The organism is Stenotrophomonas pavanii (assembly GCF_900101175.1).
Taxonomy (GTDB): Bacteria; Pseudomonadota; Gammaproteobacteria; order Xanthomonadales; family Xanthomonadaceae; genus Stenotrophomonas; species Stenotrophomonas pavanii.
Genome location: NZ_FNFQ01000006.1, coordinates 87,218 through 107,597 on the forward strand (window position 1 = coordinate 87,218; position 20,380 = coordinate 107,597).

Here is a 20,380-nt window from a genome sequence, read left to right on the forward strand (position 1 = left end):
GGCGTTCCTTGGTTGCAACTGCCTGCGAGTCTACCGCGCCGGCCAGCACCGGCGTTTACAGGCGAGCGTCAACCACATTGCGCGGCCAGGCCGATTTCACGTCGTAGACCAGGCCATCAGGTGCCAGCAGCGCCTGGATCTGCGCCTCGCCCATCGCCTTGAAACGGGCGTGGGCCACCGCCAGCACCACCGCGTCGTAACGCCCCGCCTGCGGCTCGGGCCGCCAGTCCAGGCCTGCATCGGCCAGTGCCGCCGGGCCGACCCACGGGTCGCTGACCTCGACCTCGGCGCCGGCATCACGCAGGCGCTGCGCCAGCTCGAGCGCGCGGCTGTTGCGCAGGTCCGGGCAATCCTCCTTGAAGGTCACGCCCAGCACCAGGATGCGCGACTGTGCGGGTGCGCGGCCGCGTTCGGCCAGCATCGCCAGCACCCGCGACGCCACATGTTCACCGACGCGGTTGTTGACCTGCCGCGCGGTGTGGATCAGGTCTGGGTGGTAGCCCACGCTCTCGGACTTGTGCAGCAGGTAGTACGGGTCCACGCCGATGCAGTGGCCGCCGACAAGCCCCGGCCGGAAAGGCAGGAAGTTCCATTTGCTGCCGGCAGCATCGAGTACATCCTGGGTATCGATGCCGAGCCGGTCGAAGATCAGCGCCAGCTCATTGACCAGCGCGATGTTGACGTCACGCTGGATGTTCTCGACCACCTTGGCCGCTTCGGCCACGCGCATCGATGGCGCCGGGAAGGTCCCGGCGGCGATGATGCGCTGGTACAGGCCATCGATCACCGCCGCCACTTCCGGCGTCGAGCCGGAAGTGATCTTGCGGATGTCGGCCAGGCGCCGATGGCGGTCGCCGGGACTGACCCGTTCCGGGCTGTAACCGCAGTAGAAGTCCACGTTGAAGCGCAGCCCGGAGACCTGCTCCAGCAGCGGCACGCAGACTTCTTCGGTGGTGCCGGGATACACCGTGGATTCGTAGATCACCAGGTCGCCCGCGCGCAGATGGCTGGCGATCAGGCGCGTGGCCGAACGCAGCGGCTCCAGGTCGGGCTGCTCGTAGGCATCGATCGGCGTCGGCACGGTGACGATGTAGACGTTGCAGGCATCCAGCAGGTCCGGCTCGCTGCCATACTGCAGCAGTTGCGCAGTGGCCAGCTCGTCGGCCTCCATTTCCAGCGTATGGTCCCGGCCATCGCGCAGCTCGGCGATGCGACCGGCATCGATGTCAAAGCCGAGGGTCGGCCAGTGCCGGCCGAAGGCCACGGCCAGCGGCAACCCCACGTAGCCCAGCCCGATCACCGCGAAACGCGGCGACTCCGCCGCCGACAGCGGCGCGCTCACTGGCGCATCCCGCGCAACCGATGAAATCGCATGCGCGCTGGCATGGCTTCGGCCGACCTGCTCATTCGCTGTACCACCCCGGGATGATCCACACCAGAAAGGCCCCAGCGTAACGGTCCGCGGGCCTCGCCGCCAAGGCGGGTTCAGGACCCCAGCGCGACCGCCGCCGGTTCCAGTTCACCGTCGGCGCCGGTCCAGGCCTGCAGCAGCCGTTCGAAACCACCGCTGCCGAGCAGGAAACCCGGCCACGCGGCGTCGACGATCTGTGCCAGCAGCTCCGCCTCGATGCGGCGGGTGCCCATCGACCAGCGCGGAAACGCCCGCTGCGCCACCGGTGCCCGGCACAGCACCTTCAGCTGGCCATGGCTGCGCGCGTTGACGATGCGCTGATACACCGAATCGATGCCATCCTCCGGCCCTTCCAGGTACTGCAGGAAACGGCTGCCATCGAACATCAGCACACCGGTGACACCGGCTACCCGGTTGAATGCCGTGGCGTCGGCCAGCACGCGGTCAAGATCGGTTGTCCGCAGATCGGCGCGGGCCTCACTGGCATAGGCAATCGCGTGCAGCGACATCGGGCAGCTCCCCCCCTGGGAACAATGGCTTGGACTATGACATGAACGGGAGCGACAGTTAAGCATGCCGCCGTCGTTCCGCAATCCGGCCGGAAATGCGCAGCTGGGCTACAATCGGCGCCGCGCTGCAGGCCCGGATGGCGAAACTGGTAGACGCATCGGACTTAAAATCCGCCGGGGGCAACCCCATGCCGGTTCGATTCCGGCTCCGGGCACCACGCCTTTCGCACCACGCAGCGTCAGATCGCACGCGAGTAGCGCGGCTGCTCATGCGCCGCACGCAGGTACGGGTCGAAGCACATCGCCAGCAGCCGCAGCAGCGGCCGCCCCGGCTCGCTGGCGCGCACCACACCGTCGCGGTATTCGGCCAGCCCGTCTTCCTGCAGCCGCTGCACCGAGCGCAGGTCTTCGGCGAAGTACTGCTCGAATGCGATGCCATGGCGCTGCCCCAGCATGGCGCCGTCCACCTCGCCCTGGCACATCAGCTGCTGGATCAGTTCGGCGCGCAGCTGGTCGTCGGCACTCAACGCTACGCCACGCCAGACCGGCAACTGGCCCTGGTCCACCGCGTCCTCCCACGACGGCAGGTCGCGCGGGTTCTGGCTGTAGGTGGCACCGATGTGGCTGATCGCACTCACGCCCAGGCCCAGCAGATCGGTGTCGGCATGGGTGGTATAGCCCATGAAGTTGCGATGCAGCTGGCCGGCACGCTGCGCGCGCGAGAGATCTTCTTCCGGCAGCGCAAAATGATCCATGCCGATGTACTGGTAGCCTGCGGCCGAGAGCTTCTCCACCGCCAGGCCCAGCAGCGCCAGCTTGTCTTCCGGTGAAGGCAACCGGCGTTCATCGATCTGCTTCTGCGCGCGGAACAGATGCGGCAGATGCGCATAGCCATACACCGCCAGGCGATCCGGGCGCAGCGCCAGCACCTGTTCGAGGGTGCGGCCGAATCCCTGCAGGCTCTGCCCCGGCAACCCATAGATCAGGTCGACGTTGACCGAACGCATGCCGCTGTCACGGCACGCACGCAGGATGTCCAGCGTCTGCTGCACGCCCTGCACGCGGTTGATCGATTCCTGCACCTGCGGATCGAAATCCTGCACGCCCAGGCTGGCCCGGTTGAAGCCCAGCCGTGCCAGCATCGCCACGTCGTGGGTATCGATGAAGCGCGGGTCGAGTTCGATCGAAAAATCGCGCTGCGGCGAATCGCTGAAGTCGAAGCGCCGGCGCAGGCCTTCCACCAGCGTGGTCATCGCCTCGGCATCGAGGAAGTTCGGCGTACCGCCGCCCAGATGCAGCTGGATGACCTCACGGCCATCCTCGAACTGCGGTGCCAGCAGATCGGCCTCGGCCAGCACGCGCGATACATAGCTGTGGCCACGACCGCGGTCGCGGGTGATCACCCGGTTGCAGCCGCAGTAGAAACAGGGACTGGAACAGAACGGCACGTGCACGTACAGCGACAACGCGCGGGCCAGCCGGTTGCTGTCGGCGATTGCCTGGCGCAGCGCCGGTGCGTCGAAGCCATCGTGGAAGTGCGGTGCGGTCGGATACGAGGTGTAGCGCGGCCCTGGCCGGTCGTGCCGGCGCAGCAGGTCGGGGTCGAAGGTCCAGGCCAGGCCACCGGCGGCGGGAGAGAACGTGTCCATGCGGCCAGCATCGCGCGGCCTGGCCGCAACCGCCTTGACCCAGATCAATCCCGGGCGGGGATCCCCAGCACCGGCAGGCCGACCTGTGGCCAGCGCAGCATCTGGTAGCGCTTCCAGAAGGTGTCACCGATGCGCGCGGCCACGTCGTTGGCCAGTTCCTGCATCGGCGCATTGCCGCACTCGGCAGTGGTGATGCGGAACAGCGCCAGCCAGCGGTCAAACAGGTCCTTGTCCAGCTCGATGGCCATGTGCTTGGACATCGGCGAGCCCTTGAAACGGCGCGTACCGCGCAGCATCGCAGACCAGAAATCGACCAGCTGCGCCAGGTGTTCCGGCCAGTCGCGCACATGCGCGTCGAACACCGGCCCCAACCGTTCTTCCCCGCGCACGCGCGCATAGAAATCGTGGACCAGGCGGGTCACTTCCTGCTCGCTGCAAAGCTCGGCCGAAGCGACGGGAAGGACAGGCGGCGGTGTTGCGTTCATCGGGGCACCCAGGGCTTGCCGGCAGTGTGCCGCGACAGGCCGGCACCACCGTTGATCCAGATCAATGTCGGCGCGGTCCACTGCACCTAGGCTGGCACGCCTGCAGGAAACATGCCCTGCGGATGCTGCGCCGGCCTCGGCGGAGTATACGCGCCGCCCTCATTCCGATCCGGGAAAGCATGAACAGACCCTCTCCCAGCCGTCGCCAGCAGCTGATCCAGCACTGGGGTGCCATTCTCTGGCCAAGCTTCATCGCGGCCGGCGTGGCCAGCGTGGTGTTCTTCGCCTTCGTCGACCCGCTCCGGCTGCAGGCGATCAGCTTTCCGGCTACGCCGATCAGCCGCGAACTGGGCTACACGGCAGGCTTCTTCATGTTCTGGACGGTGACGGCACTGTCCAGCGCGGTCACCTGGTACCTGCAACGGCCCATGCCCGGCGACGACGACGACGAGCTGCCACTGGGATGACCACGAAGCCCACCCGCCCCTGGCGTTGGCGCGGCATGCTCAGCGTGCTCGTGCTGGCCCTGTTCTATGCGCTGCCGTGGCTGCGTTGGGAGGGCCACCAGGCCGTGCTGCTGGACATCAACGCACGGCGCTTCGACCTGCTTGGCTGGACGCTGTGGCCAGGCGACGTCGGCGTGCTGATCGGGATGCTGGCCGTGATGGCGGTGGGGCTTGCACTGCTGACCCACCTGGCCGGACGCGTCTGGTGTGGCCATGCCTGCCCGCAGACGCTGTGGCGCCGTGCCTTCGACGGGATCGCACGCGGCATGGCCCGGGTGCTGCCGGTGCCGGCCGTAGGCCCCGCCACCCAGGTAGCCTGGGCGGTGCTCTCGCTGTGGACCGGCATCACCTTCGTCGGCCTGTTCAGCCCGATCAGCGAGCTGGTGGCAGCGGCACCGCGCGTCGGCTGGAGCGGCTGGGAAACATTCTGGGTGCTGTTCTATGCCGCAGCCACCTGGGGCAATGCCGGCGTGCTGCGCGAACAGGTCTGCCGATCGCTGTGCCCGTTTGCACGCATGCAGCCGTTGCTCACCGATCCGCATACACCGCGGATGCTGTACGACGCACGCCGGGGCGAACCGCGCGGCGCACGCCCGTTCGGCCTCGGCGGCGTGCTGGGCCGCGGCCGCGGCCTGCTCGACCCGGTGACCGCCCAGGACTACGTGTTCCGCGCGGCACATCCGCTGCTGGCCGGACCCATGCCGACCTTCAGCGCAGACCGCCTGGGTGATTGCAGCGATTGTGCCGCCTGTGTCCGCGCCTGCCCGATGCAGCTGGACATCCGCCAGGGACCGCAGGCCGACTGCCTGGCCTGTGGCGCCTGCCTGGACGCCTGTGCGCAGGAACAGCACCAGGCCGGTTTCGGGCCGGGCCTGGTGCGCTACTGCAGTCCGCAGGCAATGGCCGGGCAACCGCGGCAGTGGTGGCGACCGCGGACCCTGGCACTGCTGTCGATGCTGCTGGCGCTGCTGGCCTGCGGCGCCTGGCGCCTGCTGTGAATCAACCGGTCAACGCGGCCCGCTGGCGTGCGGCGGAACCAGCTGCGCACGCCGTACGATGCCGAGCTGCTCGATGATGAGCGCCATTTCATTGGTGAATTCGGTGCGCTCGGTCCCCTGCGGAACCAGGCGGTCAAGCACCTGCTGGTAGGTATCCCAGAACGCCGGACCGCATCCGTGTTTGTGATAACTGGCTTCCAGTTCGCGGCGTACCCGTTCAGCCAAGCCATGCATGCCGTATTCCATACGACCTCCGTTGGACTTGTTCTGCATCGTTGACGGTCTACCGACTCACTTGCGAGCTACTGAAAGACTCCCGGGCTTCACGTCCGGTTGATCCCAATTAGTCACAGATTTCACTACAGGTCAATTACATACGGCGACTTTCGTGATTGAAATTATTAATCGTTCACGAAATTACATACGGGGAGGCGGGTTCCCCGGATGGGCTGGACCCGACACAGCCTTCCATCCTCCATCCGCCGCTCCGTTAGGCATCGTCGATGGTCAATCCCGTGCCCATCGAACTTTCCTATGTTGCTAAGCATACTTTGCAAATGGCCCATGGGGTGTTGCATGCGACAAAAGGCGGCGTAACTCACGCCTGTTCGGGCTGTGTTGCCTGAGTTGCAGGGAACAGCTTGGGGTATCGCTGATGCAGGATGTATTGACGTAGCGCAGGAATCGGGAAATCCCGAGGCCATTGCGACACTGCGGATCGGCTTATGCCAAAGAAGCGCGCCAGTTCGGCGTCGGTCCGGAAACCCAGCCGGGTGCGCACCTGCCGCTTGCTCCAGAAATCGGTCACGGTCGGTCCTTCTGTTAACCAGACTTATTCTTGGAACAAGGGTTCTTTGCGATCCACGCGTTAAGCTGGCTTGCATAGATGAATACTCTCGGCCAACGACTCGCCATTGCCATGAAGAAAGCCGGCCACCCGCGCCCGGCCGATCTGGCCCGCGCCGCCGCTTCGACGACGGCAACCATCAGCAACTGGCTCAACGACCATGTCAGCCCCGCCCACGTGAAGGCCGAACAGCTGTTCCGCATCGCCGATGCGGCCAAGCTGGACGCGCGCGAATTGCTGTACGGCGTGAGCGGGCTTGGCGTCGGTGAGCGGGGCAACACCTATATCCCCAGCCAGGCCCACCTGGATGTCTGGCAGGACGCCTACGAACTGGTCAGCCACCTGGTGGAGGAGAAAGGGCTGGAGATCGACCATCGCCGCCACGCGGCCCTGGACCTGCTGGCCTTCGAGCTGCTGATGGACGGCTTCAGCCGCAGCAAGGTCATCCGGGTGCTGACGACCTCCATGACGTGAATGCACCGCCGCTGGTAGCATGGTCGGCGATGGGGATGGGGCTCCCCCGATAACCGCCTGAACGGCTGATGGCTCCTGCCAGGACGAACCGGCGTTCGTCGATGGCAGGCGGTGCCTGCCCTCGGCGTTCGCCATCGAATCAGCGAACCCGCACCCGAGGCACGTGATGCACGCACTGAACAACTACCTCCTGGTTTTCATCGGCGGCGGGCTCGGCGCCTGCGTTCGCCACGCCTGCAACCTGATGGGTGCGCGGGTAGCCGCTGGCAGTCCGTGGCCCTGGTCGACCTTCCTGATCAACATCAGCGGTGCGCTGCTGATGGGCGTGCTGGTCGAGGCCTTCGCCCTGCGCAACGGCGCGTCACCGCAGCTGCGCCTGCTGTTGGCCACCGGCATCCTCGGCGGCTACACCACGTTCTCCACCTACGCGCTGGAAATCGGCGTGCTGCTGCAGCGCGGGCAGCTCGGCCTGGCCGCGCTGTATGCCGGCGGCTCGGTGGCACTGGGCCTGGTCGGCCTGTTCGCTGGCATGAAGCTGGCCCGGCTGGTTCTGGGCTGAGGCTCAGGCCGCGCCCGCGCGCGCCTGCCCCCGCCACTCCCGCGGCGACTGCCCGGTGTGCGCCTTGAACGCGCGCGACAGTGCCGCCTCGCTGCCATAGCCCACTTCGTCGGCAATCCGCTTCAACGGACGCCCCTGACGCAGTGCCTGCTGCGCCAGGCCCACCCGCCAGCCCTGCAGGTACTGGCCCGGCGTGGTGCCCATGGCTTCGCGGAAGCTGGAGGCGAACACGCTGCGTGACATGCCGGCGACCTCGGCCAGGTCTTCCAGGGTCCACGACTGCGCCGGCGCCTCATGCATTGCCACCAATGCCAGCCGCAGCCGCGGATGACCCAGCCCGGCGAACAGGCCACCCCGCATCTCGCCCCCTTCCATCAGCTGGCGCAGCACCTGGATCATCACCACCTCGAACAACCGGTTGACCATCGCCGCACGCCCGCAGCGCTGCTCGAAGGCTTCTTCGAACAGCAGCTCCAGCGCGGCATTGCCGCCATGCAGATCCGTCAGGGGCATGCAGATGAAATCGGGCAACGCCGCGCTGATCGGGTTGAGCCGGCCGCCCTCGAAATGCAGGCTTGCGCAGGCCATGTCGGCGCCGTGCTGCGGATCGGTAACGAAGCGGTGCGGCAGCGGCCGCGGATACAGCAGCAGGCTCGGCACCTCGACCTGCACGGTATGCGGCCCATGCGTGACCTGGAGCGGGCCTCGCCTTACCAAATGCAGTTGGCCGGCCTCATCCTCGCCGTCCAGCGTGTTGATGCCGCACAGCGCGCCGGCATGGAACACCGAGGCGGTGACCGCGAAACGTTCCAGCAGAATGGCAAGGCGGTCGACCATGACGGGACTCCGGGTCAAGCGAGGCGAACTCAATGCGACAGATCGTATCGAAATCGGCGATTGAGTGGGCGGCAGCGGCTGAGTGACCGGCCGCGCTATGCCGGGCCTGCCCCGGTATAGCGCATCACCACGAAGCCCTCTTCCGCGGCCGGTGCAGCGAAGTGGCGGGTGATCCGTTCGAACTCCTCGTCGCTGGCCTGGAACGGATGCTCGCCGAGAGCATTGCGCGCGCGCAGCCGCGCCTTGCAGACCTCATCGGCAACGTCGAGGAAATGCAGTTGATGTGCGGCGCCAACCGGCGAGAACACTTCACGTGCCCACGCGCGGCTGGCTGGCGTATTGAATGGAAAATCGAGCACCACCGAAACACCGGCCTGCAGCAATGCGCGCAGATGATCGGCCAGCACATTGCGCAACGCGGCGGCGCGCTGCAGATAGTCGGCAATGGAATGGATTTCGCCCGGATACAGCGCCGCCAGCCATGCGTCTTCGCTGATCAATACATGGCGCGGCTTCAACGCCAACTGCTGCGACAGGGTGGATTTTCCAGCACCGATCTTGCCGCACACCAGGTGCAGGGTCGGCGCAGGGCCGTTCGATGAAAGGTCGTGCATCTGCGTTCTCCTTGGTGGATTCCACTACCCGGGAGAGCGCCGTATGCAACCCGCCTTCCCGGGCGGGTTGCTTGGCCGTGATGACCGCGCGCTACCCCGCCTTCCCGAAAGGAATGCGGATAATCGATGCGGTGCTGTGCAGGGCCATGCCGCCAGCATAGAGCGCAGTACGCCCGACCGGCAATGCCCTGCGGCAGTGCAGCGCGCGCAAGGTAGTGCGGGGATCTATGCTCGGGGCCATTCCCGCATGGAATGGCCCCGATGCACCCCTTGCTTCGATGTGCTCTTGCCCTCTGCCTGCTGCCTTGGATGACATCGCTGGCTGCACTACCGCCAGCAACGCGCACGCTCAGCGGCGAGCTGCGGGGCGCACCGTGGCGGCTGGATGTACCGGCCAATTGGAACGGCGACCTGGTGATGCTGGCCCATGGCTACGAACCGGTCGGCGTGCCGCGCACCGCACCCATGGCGGCCAGTGACAGCACCGCGCCACTGCTGGCAGCAGGTTACGCCGTCGCGCAGAGCGCCTATGCCAGCCAGGGCTGGGCAGTGGCCGATGCGATCACCGATACGGAACGCCTGCGCCAGCAGGCAGTGGGTGAACTCAGGCATGTCCGCCACACCTGGATGCTGGGATTCTCGATGGGCGGTGCCGTGACCATCGGCAGCCTCGAGCGCTTCCCACAACACTACGCAGGCGGTGTGTCGCTGTGCGGCGCCAATCTCAGTGGCGAACAGATCGCGTCCGATCTGCTGACCACGCTGGTCGCATTCGACTACTTCTTCCCCAAGGCCGATGGGCTACCGCCCGCCGGCCTGGTATCGCGCGAAGCCGCCGCGCTGCCACAGGGCGAGTTGTACCAGGGCATCGCCAGTGCGCTGCAGCGCGGTCCGCCGCACGCCGCTGTACTGGCGCGGCGGCTGCAGGTCTCCCCTGATGCACTGGCCGGCACGATCAGCCTGCACGCGCTGGTCCTGCACCAACTGGCTACACGGAGCGGCGGCATGCCGATCGGCAACATCGGCATGATCTACAGCGGATTCGGTGATGACGCCGCGTTCAATGCCGGCGTGCAGCGCATCGATCCCGTGCCTGCGGCGCAGGCGCAAGTGCGCAGCACGCTGGCAATGACCGGCGCACTGAAGCGACCGCTGGTGATCCAGTTCAACCACAACGACCCGACCATCGTGCCGCACATGCAGACGGTGTATCCGCAATTGGCCGCACGGGCTGGCGCACGCCCGCTGCCACGCGTGCTGCCGCCGGTGGGCGAAGGTCACTGCGGTTTTTCTGGAGCGCAGGTGGTCGACGCCTTGAAGGCAGTGCAACGCTGAGTCCAGCGCGTGCCGCAACGCATCGCATCAAGTACCTGCCGGAAGGGGCTGCTCTGGTGGCAGGGGGCGTTCAGCCGCCGGGGCCTCGGCCTTACCCGCGGGGTGCTGCACGATGCACGCGGCCCGATCGGCATCCAGGGCCAGGCGCTGACCGCGTGAGCGCAACGATGACGGCCCAATCAGCCGCCCAGCGTGCCCATCGTGAAGGTGTAGCCCGAGCTCATCAGGAATTCGCGCATGCGCATTTCCGCGCGCCGCGGTGAGGCCAGGTTGGCCGGCGCATACAGGGCATACACCAGGCCCGACCCTTCGATATGCTCGCGGCGCACTCCGCAGCGGGCGGTTTCCGAGGCGATGACCCATCCGTCCTTCAGCCGATCCGGGCCAATGGATTGCCCGTTCTTCAAGCGGAAGGTCAACCAGCGCACATCTGCCGTGACTTTGCTCATTTCCGTATCGCTCCCTGGCTGGAGCGATACCTGGTGCCCTTGCTCGCCATTGCAGCTCCCTGAGACGTGGAACCCGACCATAGCGCCTTCCCATGTCGTGGGCGGCTGAGACTGGCCGCCACGGCGCGGCCAACTGCCGCAGGGGACGCCCGTCGCGTCGGAAAGGGTGGCAGCCAAGAGCGCCGTGCCCGCGCAGTTCGCAGGCACTGGATGGGCCTTATGCGGTGCGGGCGATGCCTTGGTTGAGGGCGTGCAGCGCATCGGCCAGCGCCTGGATTTCGGTGCGCAAGGCCAGCCGCTGCAGCCATCTCTCAGGGATTCCGCGCGCGCCATGGAATGCGCCCGCCAGCTGCCCGGCGATGGCGGCCGTGGTGTCGGCATCCTCGCCAAGATTGGCCGCCTCGAGTACGACGGCTTCAAAGGCATCGTGGCGATCAAAGCACCAGAGCGCAGCTTCCAGACTGTCGACAACATAGCCATTGCCACGGATCTGCTCACGCGTCGCATCACGATAGCCGCCCGCTGCGATCTGCTGCAGCCGCGCGCTCTCGACGGGAACATCGCTGAGATCCAGCACTCCGTCGCGGGTGCTCCCCGCCAGCGCCCGCTCCAGCGCGACGGCCAGCAGGCGGCACGCCTCCAGGCACTCCTGCGCAGCGTGCGTGGTTCGCGAACTCAACGCGGCCATGGCTTGCAGATCGGGGGTCCCGGCGTAGCGCAACGCGACCGGCGCCAAACGCATGATCGAGCCATTGCCAGCGCTGCGCGGGTCGTCACTTCCCGCCAGCGGATGGCCATCCTGCAGAAACCGGTCGATGGCAGCCCGTGTCGCGATGCCGATATCGAAACACTCCCCGGTCGCACTCCAGTAACCATGCCGGTACCAGTTGGCGTAGCGGTTCATCTGATCGCGCGCGTCGAAGGTTTCGCAACGCACCAGGCTCTCGGCCAGGCACATCGCCATGGAGGTATCGTCGGTCCACTGCCCCGGCTGCAGCTGGAACGGCCCGCCACCCACCATGTCGGTGATCGGGGTGAAGCTGCCACGAGGCTTGAACTCCAGCGTGGTACCGACGGCATCGCCGCACGCGAGGCCGAGCAACGCACCCCGGAAGTGATCAATCTGGTTCATCAGGCAAGTGTAGCGCCGCCGCCTCCGCCATGACTGGCCGCCAGGTCGCGCAACGATCGCGCGAGCGGGAAAGCGATCGCAGCCAAGAAAAAAGCCCTGACCGGAGTCAGGGCTTTTCCATTGGAGGCCTCAAGCGGAATCGAACCGCTGTAAACGGATTTGCAATCCGGTGCATAGCCACTCTGCCATGAGGCCAACGTACTGCACGCCAGGAACACCGCCCTGACAAGACAAAACCCCAAGATGGGGCCTGTCGGAACATGGAGCGGGAAACGAGACTCGAACTCGCGACCTCAACCTTGGCAAGGTTGCGCTCTACCAACTGAGCTATTCCCGCGTAAGCCGACATGGTACCGGAAATCCGGGACACACACCAGCGATTTCACCTTTCTGACTGCGCGCAGAGCCTTGTGGCCCAACGTGCCCCGCCTTGCCGTGGCGGGAGAAAAACAAGGCCCCTGTCGGGGCCCTGTAGAATCTGGAGCGGGAAACGAGACTCGAACTCGCGACCTCAACCTTGGCAAGGTTGCGCTCTACCAACTGAGCTATTCCCGCAGATTCTTCGACCTGCGTCGAAGGAGCGCCATTGTGTCCAAATTCCTTCACGCCGTCAACAGTCTTCACATCATGCGGTCACGGGCGTCCGCAGTGGGGTACGCTGCCCCGCCCGGCCCCGCTCGCCCATGCTCCTTCGCGGCACGCCCCTGTTGATCGCCCTGCTGCTGCATCTGCTGGTGGCCCTGCTGTACTGGGCACTGATGCCGATGGGAATGAACTGGTATCGCGACCATTTCGGCTTTGCTTCACATCGTGACATCGGCTTGGGCATCGCCCAGTTCCATCTGTTCTGGATGTTCATTGGCGCCCAGCCGCTGATCGCGGTGCTGCGGCCGCTGTTTGCCAAGCTGCTGGTGCTGGCGATTCCCTTGGCGTTCGCGAGCTGGACACTGATGCACAACCATCCGCTCCGCCTGCTGTACTTCACCCTCGGGCCCGGCCTGCTGGCACTGGCCGCGATTGCCATTTCCGCGTGGTATGCATCACACAACCGCCTGCCTGCCACCACGGACACCACCAATGCCTAGACGCTACGTCCGCCTGTTCTGGCTGCTGGTTTCATTGACCTGGCTGGCGCTGATCGCGGCCTTGGTCAACGCCGGTTTCACCCCGGACTACTGGCTGCTGCACCACCTGGAAGGTGCCGAGTCGCCCTACCCGACCAGCACTGTCATCGTGTTCGCGTTGCTGGGCACGGTCGAACTGGTGGTGGCCGCCTTGATCGTGCGGCCGTGGAGACTGAAACGCCTGTGGCTGCGCCTGCTGATCGCCTTCGCCCTGCTGCTGCTGTGGTCGGTGCCGTGGATGCTGTCGGCGATGCACCAGCCGCCGGTACAAGGCATGCACCTGCTGTGGCTGCTGCTGTTGGACGTGGGCCTGCTGCTGGCGCTGTGCGGGGTGTCGGCGGTGAGCGCGTGGCGGGCGTTCATAAGCTCACCGCATGGCTGCCGCCGGGAGAAGACGCGCAGAGATGGCCTACGCATTTCAGAATAGTTGCATGGACCCGCAGCGGACCGGCGAAGGACAGTACCTGACCCGAGGCCCACAGCGCTGGCAGTACTTTCACTGCCGCTGCTCTGCATATGCCTCTGCCAAACCGGGATAAATCATGCAGCAGTCGAGCCAGCACGCATCACAGCTCCCCGACGACGCGGATCCGCTTGACGCAGCGTTGCCAGCAATGGCTGGAGACCGCCCGATTACGCCCTTGGAACTTGCCACGCGACTTTCCGCAGCCTGCCCCTTTCAGGTCGTCCGATACGCCGACATCAAGGGCGAGGTACCGCAGGACTCAACATACGCACCAGAGCACTACGTCTGGGCTGATCCCGATGAGTTGGTTCTCTTGGTTGATGGCGACCTGAAGCTCGACACGCTGGACCTGGACGACCCGCTGGCTCCGTGGCGGGAAGAAGATCTTGGTGCGTACATCCGTTTCATCTTGGTTCGCGGCAATGCAGAGATAGCACGCCATGTTCACAGCCTTGAAACCGACGGCGCATGCGGATTGCTTGTCTCGGGCGACCTGACGACAGCCAATGCCATCGTCGGCGGACAGGAAATCCGCGTAGGCGGCAACCTACTGGTCCGCGAGCTGTTCTGGGGCGACTACAACCACGGCGAACTGCACGTGGTCGGGAACACCCAGGCAGCGCTTCTCATTCAGACCGACTACTCCATGCAGTTCGATGGCTCGGTTCACTGCATTCGCAGGATGGACGACGAAGCCATCATTGACGACGGAATTGAGCAGATCATCGAACCCGATTGTCTGTTACGCGAATCCGAGGGTCCGGACAGCTTCTGGTCATTGGACGCGGGAGCCATGCTGCAAAGGCTCACTGCCGGGAAGAGCGTCATCCGTGCGGAGGGTCTGTCAGCGCGAGACCCGATGCTATGCACAATGAACCTGTTTGGCGATGCCACTGTCAGTGCAGAAAGCCTGCTACGCATTTGTGGAGAAGACATGCTTCCCATGGATACCCGGACATATGAATTCCACCGCAGCGGCATCTCACTTCTAGCGAGTGCTGGCACCGCCGACGCCCGCGTATACACCGTGCAGATGGAAGATCCTTCGAAGAACATCGCTGCACGCCTCGTAATGTGGCGCACCGATGCAACCGCCAGCACCACGGCCTCCTACATAGGAGGTGCTGGATCTGGCTGGAGCCTACTGAAGTACATCTGCAGCGATGCTGGACAGGATCAGCGCGAATGGGACGAGGTTGAGTCACATGACATCCAGCCACCCTTCATCGCACTCATCCTCGGCGGGTGGCGATTTCTTGAGGAAGGCGCATCGAACCGAAAAAGGACTGCGGAGACAATTTCAGCGGCCGAGATACGCGGTCTACTGGCGCTTCCGATCTGTCAGCCATACGACGACTATGGCGATGGTGACCGTTGCGGATTGTGGGTGGGTCACTGTCATGCGGCGTTTCGCCAAGAGAAACGCGGGCCCGGCGGCGAGGGGCCCATGCTCCGACTTTCACGGGAACTCCAACAGACCGACGGTAGCAGCGTCACCGAAAGCTACTACTACTACGTTGAGACCTGCATGGATGGACGGGAGCGCGTTCACATTCGTTACAAGGCAGACCTGCGCACTGAAGACTCGCCGGTTCAGATAGATCCTGTCGGAGGGGAGGCGTTGGCCGACGCACTACAACTTTTCAAGCGTGGCGCAAGGGAAATGCGCGGCACAAATTCAGGCCTACTGAAAGGAAGAACACCCTACTTCGCAAAAGATCATGCGTTCGCGGTGAACTTCTGGAAGCAGCAGGGATACCTGCCCGAGTAGATGCCAGAGTTCTTTCAGAAACCGACGGCAGTCCAGGCCTTCTGGCTATCCGCATCCGTTGTATGGCTGCTGCTGGCCTTCGCACTCATCCATGCCGGCTTCAAGCCAGACTACTGGCAACTGTGTCACATCGAGCCCGGGACACTGCCTTACCCCACAGATTCAGTCTTCACCTTCGCGCTGATCATTCTGGTGGAGATTGTTGTCCTGGGCCTGATCGTGCAGCCATGGCGGTTTCACCGCCTGTGGCTGCGGATGTTTGTCTGTGCCTTTCCCTGGCTGGGCTGGACAGTACTTTGGGGCGCGTCCGCCATGCACCAATCACCCGTGCGCGATGTGCATTTGAACTGGGTGCTCGCCGTTGCCGCCCTTCTTCTTGTGGCACTACTGGTCGTGGTCGCGGCCTCCGCCTGCCCGCGCCTACGCCGCTGGCTCAACGGCTGACCGGACCTACTTCCGGAACTCCACCCGCACATGCTGGCCGAAGCGTGCCTTGGCCTCGCCGTCGAACTCCAGCACGCACTCCACCACCTTGGCCACGCCACGCCCCGCGTCTTCAGGCAGGCGGGCCTGCGCGAACACCGGGCTGATGCGTACCACGCGTGCGGTCGGCAGCGTGCCGGTGTTCTCGGCACCATCGCTGTCCGGTACCACCGTCGCTTTCATGCCTACCTGCACCGCGTCGGCATAGGCGGCACTGAGTTCGGCACGCACCTGCAGCGGGCGTGCCGGCAGCAGCGAGATCGCCGGCTTGCCGGCCTGCACGAAGGCACCCAGGCCCGGCACCTGGCCGACCACGGTGCCGGCTTCCGGTGCACTCAACGACATCTGCTGCAGTTTCAACCTGGCGTGCTCCAGCTTGTGCTGGGCCATGTCGACCTGCGCACCCGCCACGTCGACGTCGGCGCGAACAACCGCCAGCTGCTGCCTGGCCGCATCGGCCTGCTGGTTGGATGACACCCCTTCGCTGGCGCCGGTGGACAGGCGGGTGGCGTTGCGCTCCAGTTCGCGCAGCTGCGCCTGGCTGCCCTTCAGGCGATCATTGGCCAGGGCCAGATCGGCGGTGGCCATCGCCACTTCCTGCTGCAGCAGCGCGCCATCCAGCGACAGCAGCAGCTGCCCCTTCTTGACCGTGGCGCCCTCCTTCACCGGCGCAGCGGTGATCGAGCCATCCACCGGCGGTGCAAGCGCGATCAGGCCGCCCTCGACATCGATGATGCCGCGCGCGACCGCAACCTTGCCGGCGGCGGCTGCATCGGCCTTGCCCGAAGGCGGCTGTACAGGCGCGGGCGCGTCCCTGGAACAGGCGCCGAGCAGCAGTGCCGCGGAGAGGGCCAGGCTGAGGGGAAGCAGGTGCGGCGTCTTGATCATGGGGCGGACTCTACGGTTTCGTTCTGGCGGCGGTCATCACGGACCATGCCGTCTTCCATGGCGATCACCCGATCCGCATGCCGGATCAGGCGCGGATCGTGGCTCACGCACAGCACGGTGGCGCCGTGCGCCCGCGCATAGCGATGCAGGATGTCGATCACGCGCTGACCGTTCTCGGCGTCCAGCGCGCTGGTGGGTTCGTCGGCGAAGATCAGCGTTGGCGACTTGGCGAAGGCACGGGCCACCGCCACGCGCTGCTTCTCACCGCCGGACAGCTGCGCCGGGCGCATGTGGCTGCGGTGGCTGAGGCCAACCTCTTCCAGCGCCCTGCGGGCCAGTGGTTCGCTTTCGCGATCGCGCATGCCGCGGTAGCCCAGCGGCAGCTGCACCTGCTCCAGCGCGGTCAGCGCCGGGAACAGGTTGAAGCCCTGGAACACGAAGCCGACATGGTGCAGGCGGAACCGCTCCACCTCGCCGCGGGTCATGTGCCCCACATCCTGGCCCAGCGCGTGCACCCGCCCACCATCGGGCGCGGACAGGCCGGACAGCAGCGACAACAGCGTGCTCTTGCCGCACCCCGAAGGCCCCGACACCAGGGTCAGCTCGCCGGGGTAGATGTCCAGCGACAGGCCACGCAGCACCGGCACCTGTACATCGCCGGACATGAAGCCTTTCTCCAGTGCGTCGGCCTGCAATGTGGGGGCGATGGCATGTTTGGAGGTCATCGGCCGGTCCTCAACGCAGCAGCAACGATGGATCGGAGCGGACCACACTGCGCACCGCCATGATGCTCGACAGCATGGCCATCACCGCGACCAGCGCCACGCAGCCCAGGATCACCATCGGCGTCAGCTGCACCGGTACGCGCTGGGTCTGCGCGATCAGCAGCACCACGGTACTGAAGGCCGCTGCCAGCAACATGCCTACGCCGCCGATCAGCAAGGCCTGCTCGAACACCACCCGTGCCAGCGCGTAGCGACCGGCACCGAGTGCATTGAGCGTGGCGTACTCGCGCACCGAGCCGGCCACCACCGAGGCGAATGACTGGTTGGTGATCACCGCACCGACGAAGCAGACGATGACCGCCATGAACAGCACCGCGATGCCGGCGCCGGTATCGAACAGCCAATATTGCTGCGAGCGGCTGGCGAACTCCGGCGCGGTCCAGAACTCGACCGGCGTCGCCTGGCCCATCGATGCAGACAGGCGATCGCGCACGTGACCGGCGAGGTCCGGCGAACGCAGGCCCGCCACGAAATAGGTACTGCCCTCGTGCGGATCCGTGCCGGCAATGGCGCGCGCGGTATCCAGCGAGGCCAGCACATTGACGCCGCCAAGGCCCCGCAGCCCCGGTTGCGCGGCGACCACGCGCACGGCCTTGCCGTTGATCCACGCGCGGTTGTTCTGCAGGTCCACGCCCAGCGTATCCAGGTCGGCGCTGTCGACGATCACCGCGCCGGGCTCGCGCAGCTGTGCGCGCAGGTCGGCAGGCAGGATGCGCGCGAACATCATTGCGTCGTCGCGGGTGGAGATGCCGGACAGGTACACCGACACGTTGCCGGTGCCCTGCGCGCCGGAACGCCATTCGCCGTCAACCCACTCGTAGGGCTCGACGCGGGTGACATCCGGGTCCATGCGCAGGTGGCTTTCCACGTCGGCGCTGATCGCATGGCCGTAGTTGACGCTCTGCGTGCCCGGGAAACCTGCCCAGATATCGGCCGAGGATGCCTTCACGTAGATCGCGGCGGTACCAAAGATGCCCAGCACCAGCGCCGCCTGCACGATCAGCAGCACGCCGGCAAAACACATCGCCAGCACCACCGGCAGGAACCGGCGCCACTCATAGGCCAGGGTCTTGCGGGCCAGCGCGATCATTGTGATGGCTCCCCAGCTCCGGCCGGCAGCGGCGCGCCCCCGAGGGCGCGGTACAGCGAGGCGAACGCCAGCACGCGTGCGCCCTGTGCACCGATGAGATCGGCCTGCGAGGCCAGTGCGGCACGCTGCGTGTCCAGACCCTCGAACTCGCTGGACAGGCCCAGCTGCACCTGCCGCACCTGGCGCTTGACCTGCTGGCGTGCGGCATCATTGGCCGCACGCAGCGACTGGATGCTGCTGTCCTGGCGCGCCAGGCTGCCCAACGCGCCCTCCACCTCGCTCACGCCTTCCAGCACCGCCTTGCGGTAGCCCAGCAAGGCGGCATCCAGTTGCTTCTCATCGGCATGGAAGCGCGCTCGACGCTGCCCCCAGTCCCACAGCGGAATATCGATGTACGGGCCGATCGACGGGCTGGAGTCGGAATTGGAACGGGCGTTCTGGGTGAGGTTGTAGGCGTACAGGATCGAGCCACCCAGGCTGATCCGCGGATACATCGCAGCGCGCGCCGCGCCCTTGCTGGCGGCGGCCTGCATCACTTCCGATTCGGCCAGCAGGATCTGCGGTCGATGTCGCAGCAGGTCAGCCGGGACCTGCTGCAGCGTGAACGCACCCAGCGTCGGCGGGGTGCGGTAGGCGTGCCAGGCCGGATCCGGACGCTCGCGGCCCAGCAGCAATGCCAGCGCACGGGCGGCGTTGTCGGCGTTTTCCCGCGCCTGCGCGATGGCCGCACGGGTGGCCGCCTGCCGCGCGCGCAGCCGTTCCAGCTCGCCCGGCTCATCCAGACGCAGCCGCTGCCGCACCAGCGCCAGCTGTTCGCCGCGGTCGTCCACGGCCTGCTGTCGGGCCAGCAGATCCTGCTGGGCCTGCGCTACGGTCAGGTCGAGATAGCTGCGTACCACATCGGCGATCACCGCCACCTGTGCGGCATTGCGCAGGGCCACGGCGTTGCCGGCCGAGGCCTGAGCGCTCAACTGCGCGCTCTCGGCGGCACCGAACAGGCCCAGGTCCCAGATCGCTTCGATGCCGGCATGGAAGTAGGTGTCGACAGCGGCAGCGTCCTGCACCTGCTTGGCGCTGGCGGTGATTTCCGGCAGGAAGCGCGAATCGGAGGTACCGGCGACGATCCGTACGGCCTGCAGCCGCAACGTCGCCTGCTGCAGGTCCAGATTGCCGGCGATGGCCTGATCGACCAGGCCGTCCAGCGCCGGGTCGGACAACACTTTCCACCACTGCCTGGCGTCCACCGCCACGCCCTGCCCCTGCGGCACCTGGGCCCAGGCGGTGGGTGTGCGGTCAGGCAGGTCCGGAACCGGTACCGACATGCAGCCGGCCAGCGCCAGGCTTGCAAACAATGCGCCGGGCCGCAGCAGCCCCTGCAGGGAGAATGCTCGCCCGGTCCTGGGCACCGCCACTGGAGTGATACGCCTGACCACCAGCCCGCCAACGTGTAGAAGGAGCATGAAGGCTACCGTGCGATTGTGGAGCGAACATGGAGAAATGGTCCGAAAACGGTCACAACACGCGTGCGGTTCAGGCAACGATGGCGCAGGCCTTTCGCCAGCCTTTCACTGCCTGCAGCAGGCGGAACACTGATGCGGATTCCAGGTCATTGCCTCTTGCAGCAGCCCACCTCGCGCCAGGGCTTCCGATCGTCCCCACGATCGCCGCGCCCCCGTCATGCCGATTGCGACGCAAATGTCGGAATCGCCCCCAGAGGCACACTTACCACGCCCACCATGAAAATGTCGTGGCCTGACTGTAGCGACCCGCGTGGCCAACGCCATGACAAACGAAAAACGCCCCCTTGCGGGAGCGTTTTTCTGAATCTGGAGCGGGAAACGAGACTCGAACTCGCGACCTCAACCTTGGCAAGGTTGCGCTCTACCAACTGAGCTATTCCCGCAGATTTCGTTCGACCTGCGTCGAAGGAGCGCTATTGTGTCGGGATTGCTGCACGGCGTCAACCGG

The 20,380-nt window shown here is 65.8% G+C and carries 23 protein-coding genes, 5 tRNA genes and 1 riboswitch; of the genes, 10 read left to right on the forward strand and 18 right to left on the reverse strand.

Going from position 1 to position 20,380, the window contains the following annotated elements; genetic code table 11:
• Nucleotides 1-55 precede the first annotated feature (55 nt).
• Both BLS66_RS11665 and BLS66_RS11670 read right to left on the reverse strand, forming a co-directional pair.
• Nucleotides 56-1,342, reverse strand: coding sequence for a nucleotide sugar dehydrogenase (locus BLS66_RS11665; protein WP_074725922.1), 1,287 nt, complete (start codon nt 1,340-1,342; stop codon nt 56-58).
• Nucleotides 1,343-1,485: 143 nt separating this feature from the next.
• Entirely contained in the window at nt 1,486-1,920 is a 435-nt protein-coding gene (locus tag BLS66_RS11670; protein WP_049468552.1) for a BLUF domain-containing protein, read from the reverse strand.
• 131 nt (nt 1,921-2,051) lie between these two features.
• Between BLS66_RS11670 and BLS66_RS11675 the strand changes: the two genes are divergently transcribed.
• A tRNA-Leu gene (locus BLS66_RS11675) sits at nt 2,052-2,138 on the forward strand.
• 21 nt (nt 2,139-2,159) lie between these two features.
• On the opposite strand, the gene hemN is transcribed toward BLS66_RS11675, so the two are convergent.
• Nucleotides 2,160-3,569, reverse strand: coding sequence for an oxygen-independent coproporphyrinogen III oxidase (gene hemN / locus BLS66_RS11680; RefSeq protein ID WP_053463579.1), 1,410 nt, complete (start codon nt 3,567-3,569; stop codon nt 2,160-2,162).
• A 44-nt stretch (nt 3,570-3,613) separates the two neighbouring features.
• Nucleotides 3,614-4,054, reverse strand: coding sequence for a group III truncated hemoglobin (locus BLS66_RS11685; RefSeq protein WP_049468550.1), 441 nt, complete (start codon nt 4,052-4,054; stop codon nt 3,614-3,616).
• A 179-nt stretch (nt 4,055-4,233) separates the two neighbouring features.
• Here BLS66_RS11685 and BLS66_RS11690 point away from each other — a divergent pair, with 179 nt between their 5' ends.
• Nucleotides 4,234-4,521 carry a hypothetical protein gene (locus tag BLS66_RS11690; RefSeq protein WP_049468548.1) on the forward strand — a complete coding sequence of 96 codons (288 nt, stop codon included), beginning with the start codon at nt 4,234-4,236 and terminating at the stop codon, nt 4,519-4,521.
• On the forward strand, nt 4,518-5,558 hold the full coding sequence (locus BLS66_RS11695; protein WP_057493667.1) for a 4Fe-4S dicluster domain-containing protein: 1,041 nt from the start codon (nt 4,518-4,520) through the stop codon (nt 5,556-5,558). Before BLS66_RS11690 ends, BLS66_RS11695 begins: the two co-directional genes overlap by 4 nt.
• Before the next feature lie 9 nt (nt 5,559-5,567).
• Here BLS66_RS11695 and BLS66_RS11700 read toward each other — a convergent pair whose 3' ends face one another.
• Nucleotides 5,568-5,804 (reverse strand): hypothetical protein, encoded by a 237-nt coding sequence (locus BLS66_RS11700; RefSeq protein WP_049468543.1) that lies wholly within the window; start codon nt 5,802-5,804, stop codon nt 5,568-5,570.
• Nucleotides 5,805-6,156: 352 nt separating this feature from the next.
• Nucleotides 6,157-6,366 (reverse strand): helix-turn-helix domain-containing protein, encoded by a 210-nt coding sequence (locus tag BLS66_RS11705; protein ID WP_074725923.1) that lies wholly within the window; start codon nt 6,364-6,366, stop codon nt 6,157-6,159.
• 111 nt (nt 6,367-6,477) lie between these two features.
• Between BLS66_RS11705 and BLS66_RS11710 the strand changes: the two genes are divergently transcribed.
• Entirely contained in the window at nt 6,478-6,879 is a 402-nt protein-coding gene (locus BLS66_RS11710) for a hypothetical protein (protein ID WP_053463447.1), read from the forward strand.
• Nucleotides 6,880-6,901: 22 nt separating this feature from the next.
• Nucleotides 6,902-6,964, forward strand: a riboswitch (Fluoride riboswitch).
• An 81-nt stretch (nt 6,965-7,045) separates the two neighbouring features.
• Entirely contained in the window at nt 7,046-7,438 is a 393-nt protein-coding gene (crcB, locus tag BLS66_RS11715) for a fluoride efflux transporter CrcB (protein ID WP_049468539.1), read from the forward strand.
• A gap of 3 nt (nt 7,439-7,441) precedes the next feature.
• On the opposite strand, the gene BLS66_RS11720 is transcribed toward crcB, so the two are convergent.
• Together BLS66_RS11720 and BLS66_RS11725 are read right to left on the reverse strand one after the other, a co-directional pair.
• Nucleotides 7,442-8,275 carry an AraC family transcriptional regulator gene (locus BLS66_RS11720; protein WP_049468537.1) on the reverse strand — a complete coding sequence of 278 codons (834 nt, stop codon included), beginning with the start codon at nt 8,273-8,275 and terminating at the stop codon, nt 7,442-7,444.
• A gap of 95 nt (nt 8,276-8,370) precedes the next feature.
• A complete protein-coding gene (locus BLS66_RS11725) occupies nt 8,371-8,889 on the reverse strand; it encodes a P-loop nucleotide/nucleoside kinase family protein (protein ID WP_074725924.1) in 519 nt (172 codons plus the stop codon).
• 261 nt (nt 8,890-9,150) lie between these two features.
• Here BLS66_RS11725 and BLS66_RS11735 point away from each other — a divergent pair, with 261 nt between their 5' ends.
• Nucleotides 9,151-10,224 (forward strand): alpha/beta hydrolase family protein, encoded by a 1,074-nt coding sequence (locus BLS66_RS11735; protein ID WP_074725926.1) that lies wholly within the window; start codon nt 9,151-9,153, stop codon nt 10,222-10,224.
• Nucleotides 10,225-10,403: 179 nt separating this feature from the next.
• Here BLS66_RS11735 and BLS66_RS11740 read toward each other — a convergent pair whose 3' ends face one another.
• The 5 genes from BLS66_RS11740 to BLS66_RS11760 form a co-directional block, all read right to left on the reverse strand.
• Nucleotides 10,404-10,673 (reverse strand): hypothetical protein, encoded by a 270-nt coding sequence (locus tag BLS66_RS11740; RefSeq protein ID WP_005415995.1) that lies wholly within the window; start codon nt 10,671-10,673, stop codon nt 10,404-10,406.
• 217 nt (nt 10,674-10,890) lie between these two features.
• Nucleotides 10,891-11,805, reverse strand: coding sequence for an ADP-ribosylglycohydrolase family protein (locus BLS66_RS11745; protein WP_074725927.1), 915 nt, complete (start codon nt 11,803-11,805; stop codon nt 10,891-10,893).
• A gap of 121 nt (nt 11,806-11,926) precedes the next feature.
• Nucleotides 11,927-12,000: transfer RNA gene (locus BLS66_RS11750), tRNA-Cys, on the reverse strand.
• A gap of 66 nt (nt 12,001-12,066) precedes the next feature.
• Nucleotides 12,067-12,142, reverse strand: a tRNA-Gly gene (locus BLS66_RS11755).
• A 142-nt stretch (nt 12,143-12,284) separates the two neighbouring features.
• Nucleotides 12,285-12,360: transfer RNA gene (locus tag BLS66_RS11760), tRNA-Gly, on the reverse strand.
• Between the two features lie 128 nt (nt 12,361-12,488).
• On the opposite strand from BLS66_RS11760, the gene BLS66_RS11765 reads away from it, so the two are divergent.
• The 4 genes from BLS66_RS11765 to BLS66_RS11780 all read left to right on the forward strand — a co-directional run bounded on the left by BLS66_RS11765 (nt 12,489) and on the right by BLS66_RS11780 (nt 15,610).
• On the forward strand, nt 12,489-12,890 hold the full coding sequence (locus tag BLS66_RS11765) for a hypothetical protein (protein ID WP_057493625.1): 402 nt from the start codon (nt 12,489-12,491) through the stop codon (nt 12,888-12,890).
• On the forward strand, nt 12,883-13,356 hold the full coding sequence (locus tag BLS66_RS11770; RefSeq protein ID WP_074725928.1) for a hypothetical protein: 474 nt from the start codon (nt 12,883-12,885) through the stop codon (nt 13,354-13,356). Before BLS66_RS11765 ends, BLS66_RS11770 begins: the two co-directional genes overlap by 8 nt.
• Nucleotides 13,357-13,471: 115 nt before the next feature.
• Nucleotides 13,472-15,166 (forward strand): hypothetical protein, encoded by a 1,695-nt coding sequence (locus tag BLS66_RS11775; RefSeq protein WP_074725929.1) that lies wholly within the window; start codon nt 13,472-13,474, stop codon nt 15,164-15,166.
• Nucleotides 15,167-15,610 (forward strand): hypothetical protein, encoded by a 444-nt coding sequence (locus BLS66_RS11780; RefSeq protein WP_074725930.1) that lies wholly within the window; start codon nt 15,167-15,169, stop codon nt 15,608-15,610.
• A 6-nt stretch (nt 15,611-15,616) separates the two neighbouring features.
• Here BLS66_RS11780 and BLS66_RS11785 read toward each other — a convergent pair whose 3' ends face one another.
• The 5 genes from BLS66_RS11785 to BLS66_RS11805 all read right to left on the reverse strand — a co-directional run bounded on the left by BLS66_RS11785 (nt 15,617) and on the right by BLS66_RS11805 (nt 20,315).
• On the reverse strand, nt 15,617-16,537 hold the full coding sequence (locus BLS66_RS11785) for an HlyD family secretion protein (protein ID WP_057493623.1): 921 nt from the start codon (nt 16,535-16,537) through the stop codon (nt 15,617-15,619).
• Nucleotides 16,534-17,262 (reverse strand): ABC transporter ATP-binding protein, encoded by a 729-nt coding sequence (locus BLS66_RS11790; RefSeq protein ID WP_074725931.1) that lies wholly within the window; start codon nt 17,260-17,262, stop codon nt 16,534-16,536. The genes BLS66_RS11785 and BLS66_RS11790 overlap by 4 nt, the downstream gene beginning before the upstream one ends.
• 10 nt (nt 17,263-17,272) lie before the next feature.
• Nucleotides 17,273-18,412, reverse strand: coding sequence for an ABC transporter permease (locus BLS66_RS11795; RefSeq protein WP_053463476.1), 1,140 nt, complete (start codon nt 18,410-18,412; stop codon nt 17,273-17,275).
• Complete coding sequence (locus tag BLS66_RS11800; protein WP_049470087.1) at nt 18,409-19,872, reverse strand: efflux transporter outer membrane subunit; 1,464 nt, start codon at nt 19,870-19,872, stop codon at nt 18,409-18,411. The genes BLS66_RS11795 and BLS66_RS11800 overlap by 4 nt, the downstream gene beginning before the upstream one ends.
• Nucleotides 19,873-20,239: 367 nt before the next feature.
• A tRNA-Gly gene (locus tag BLS66_RS11805) sits at nt 20,240-20,315 on the reverse strand.
• Nucleotides 20,316-20,380: the final 65 nt, after the last annotated feature.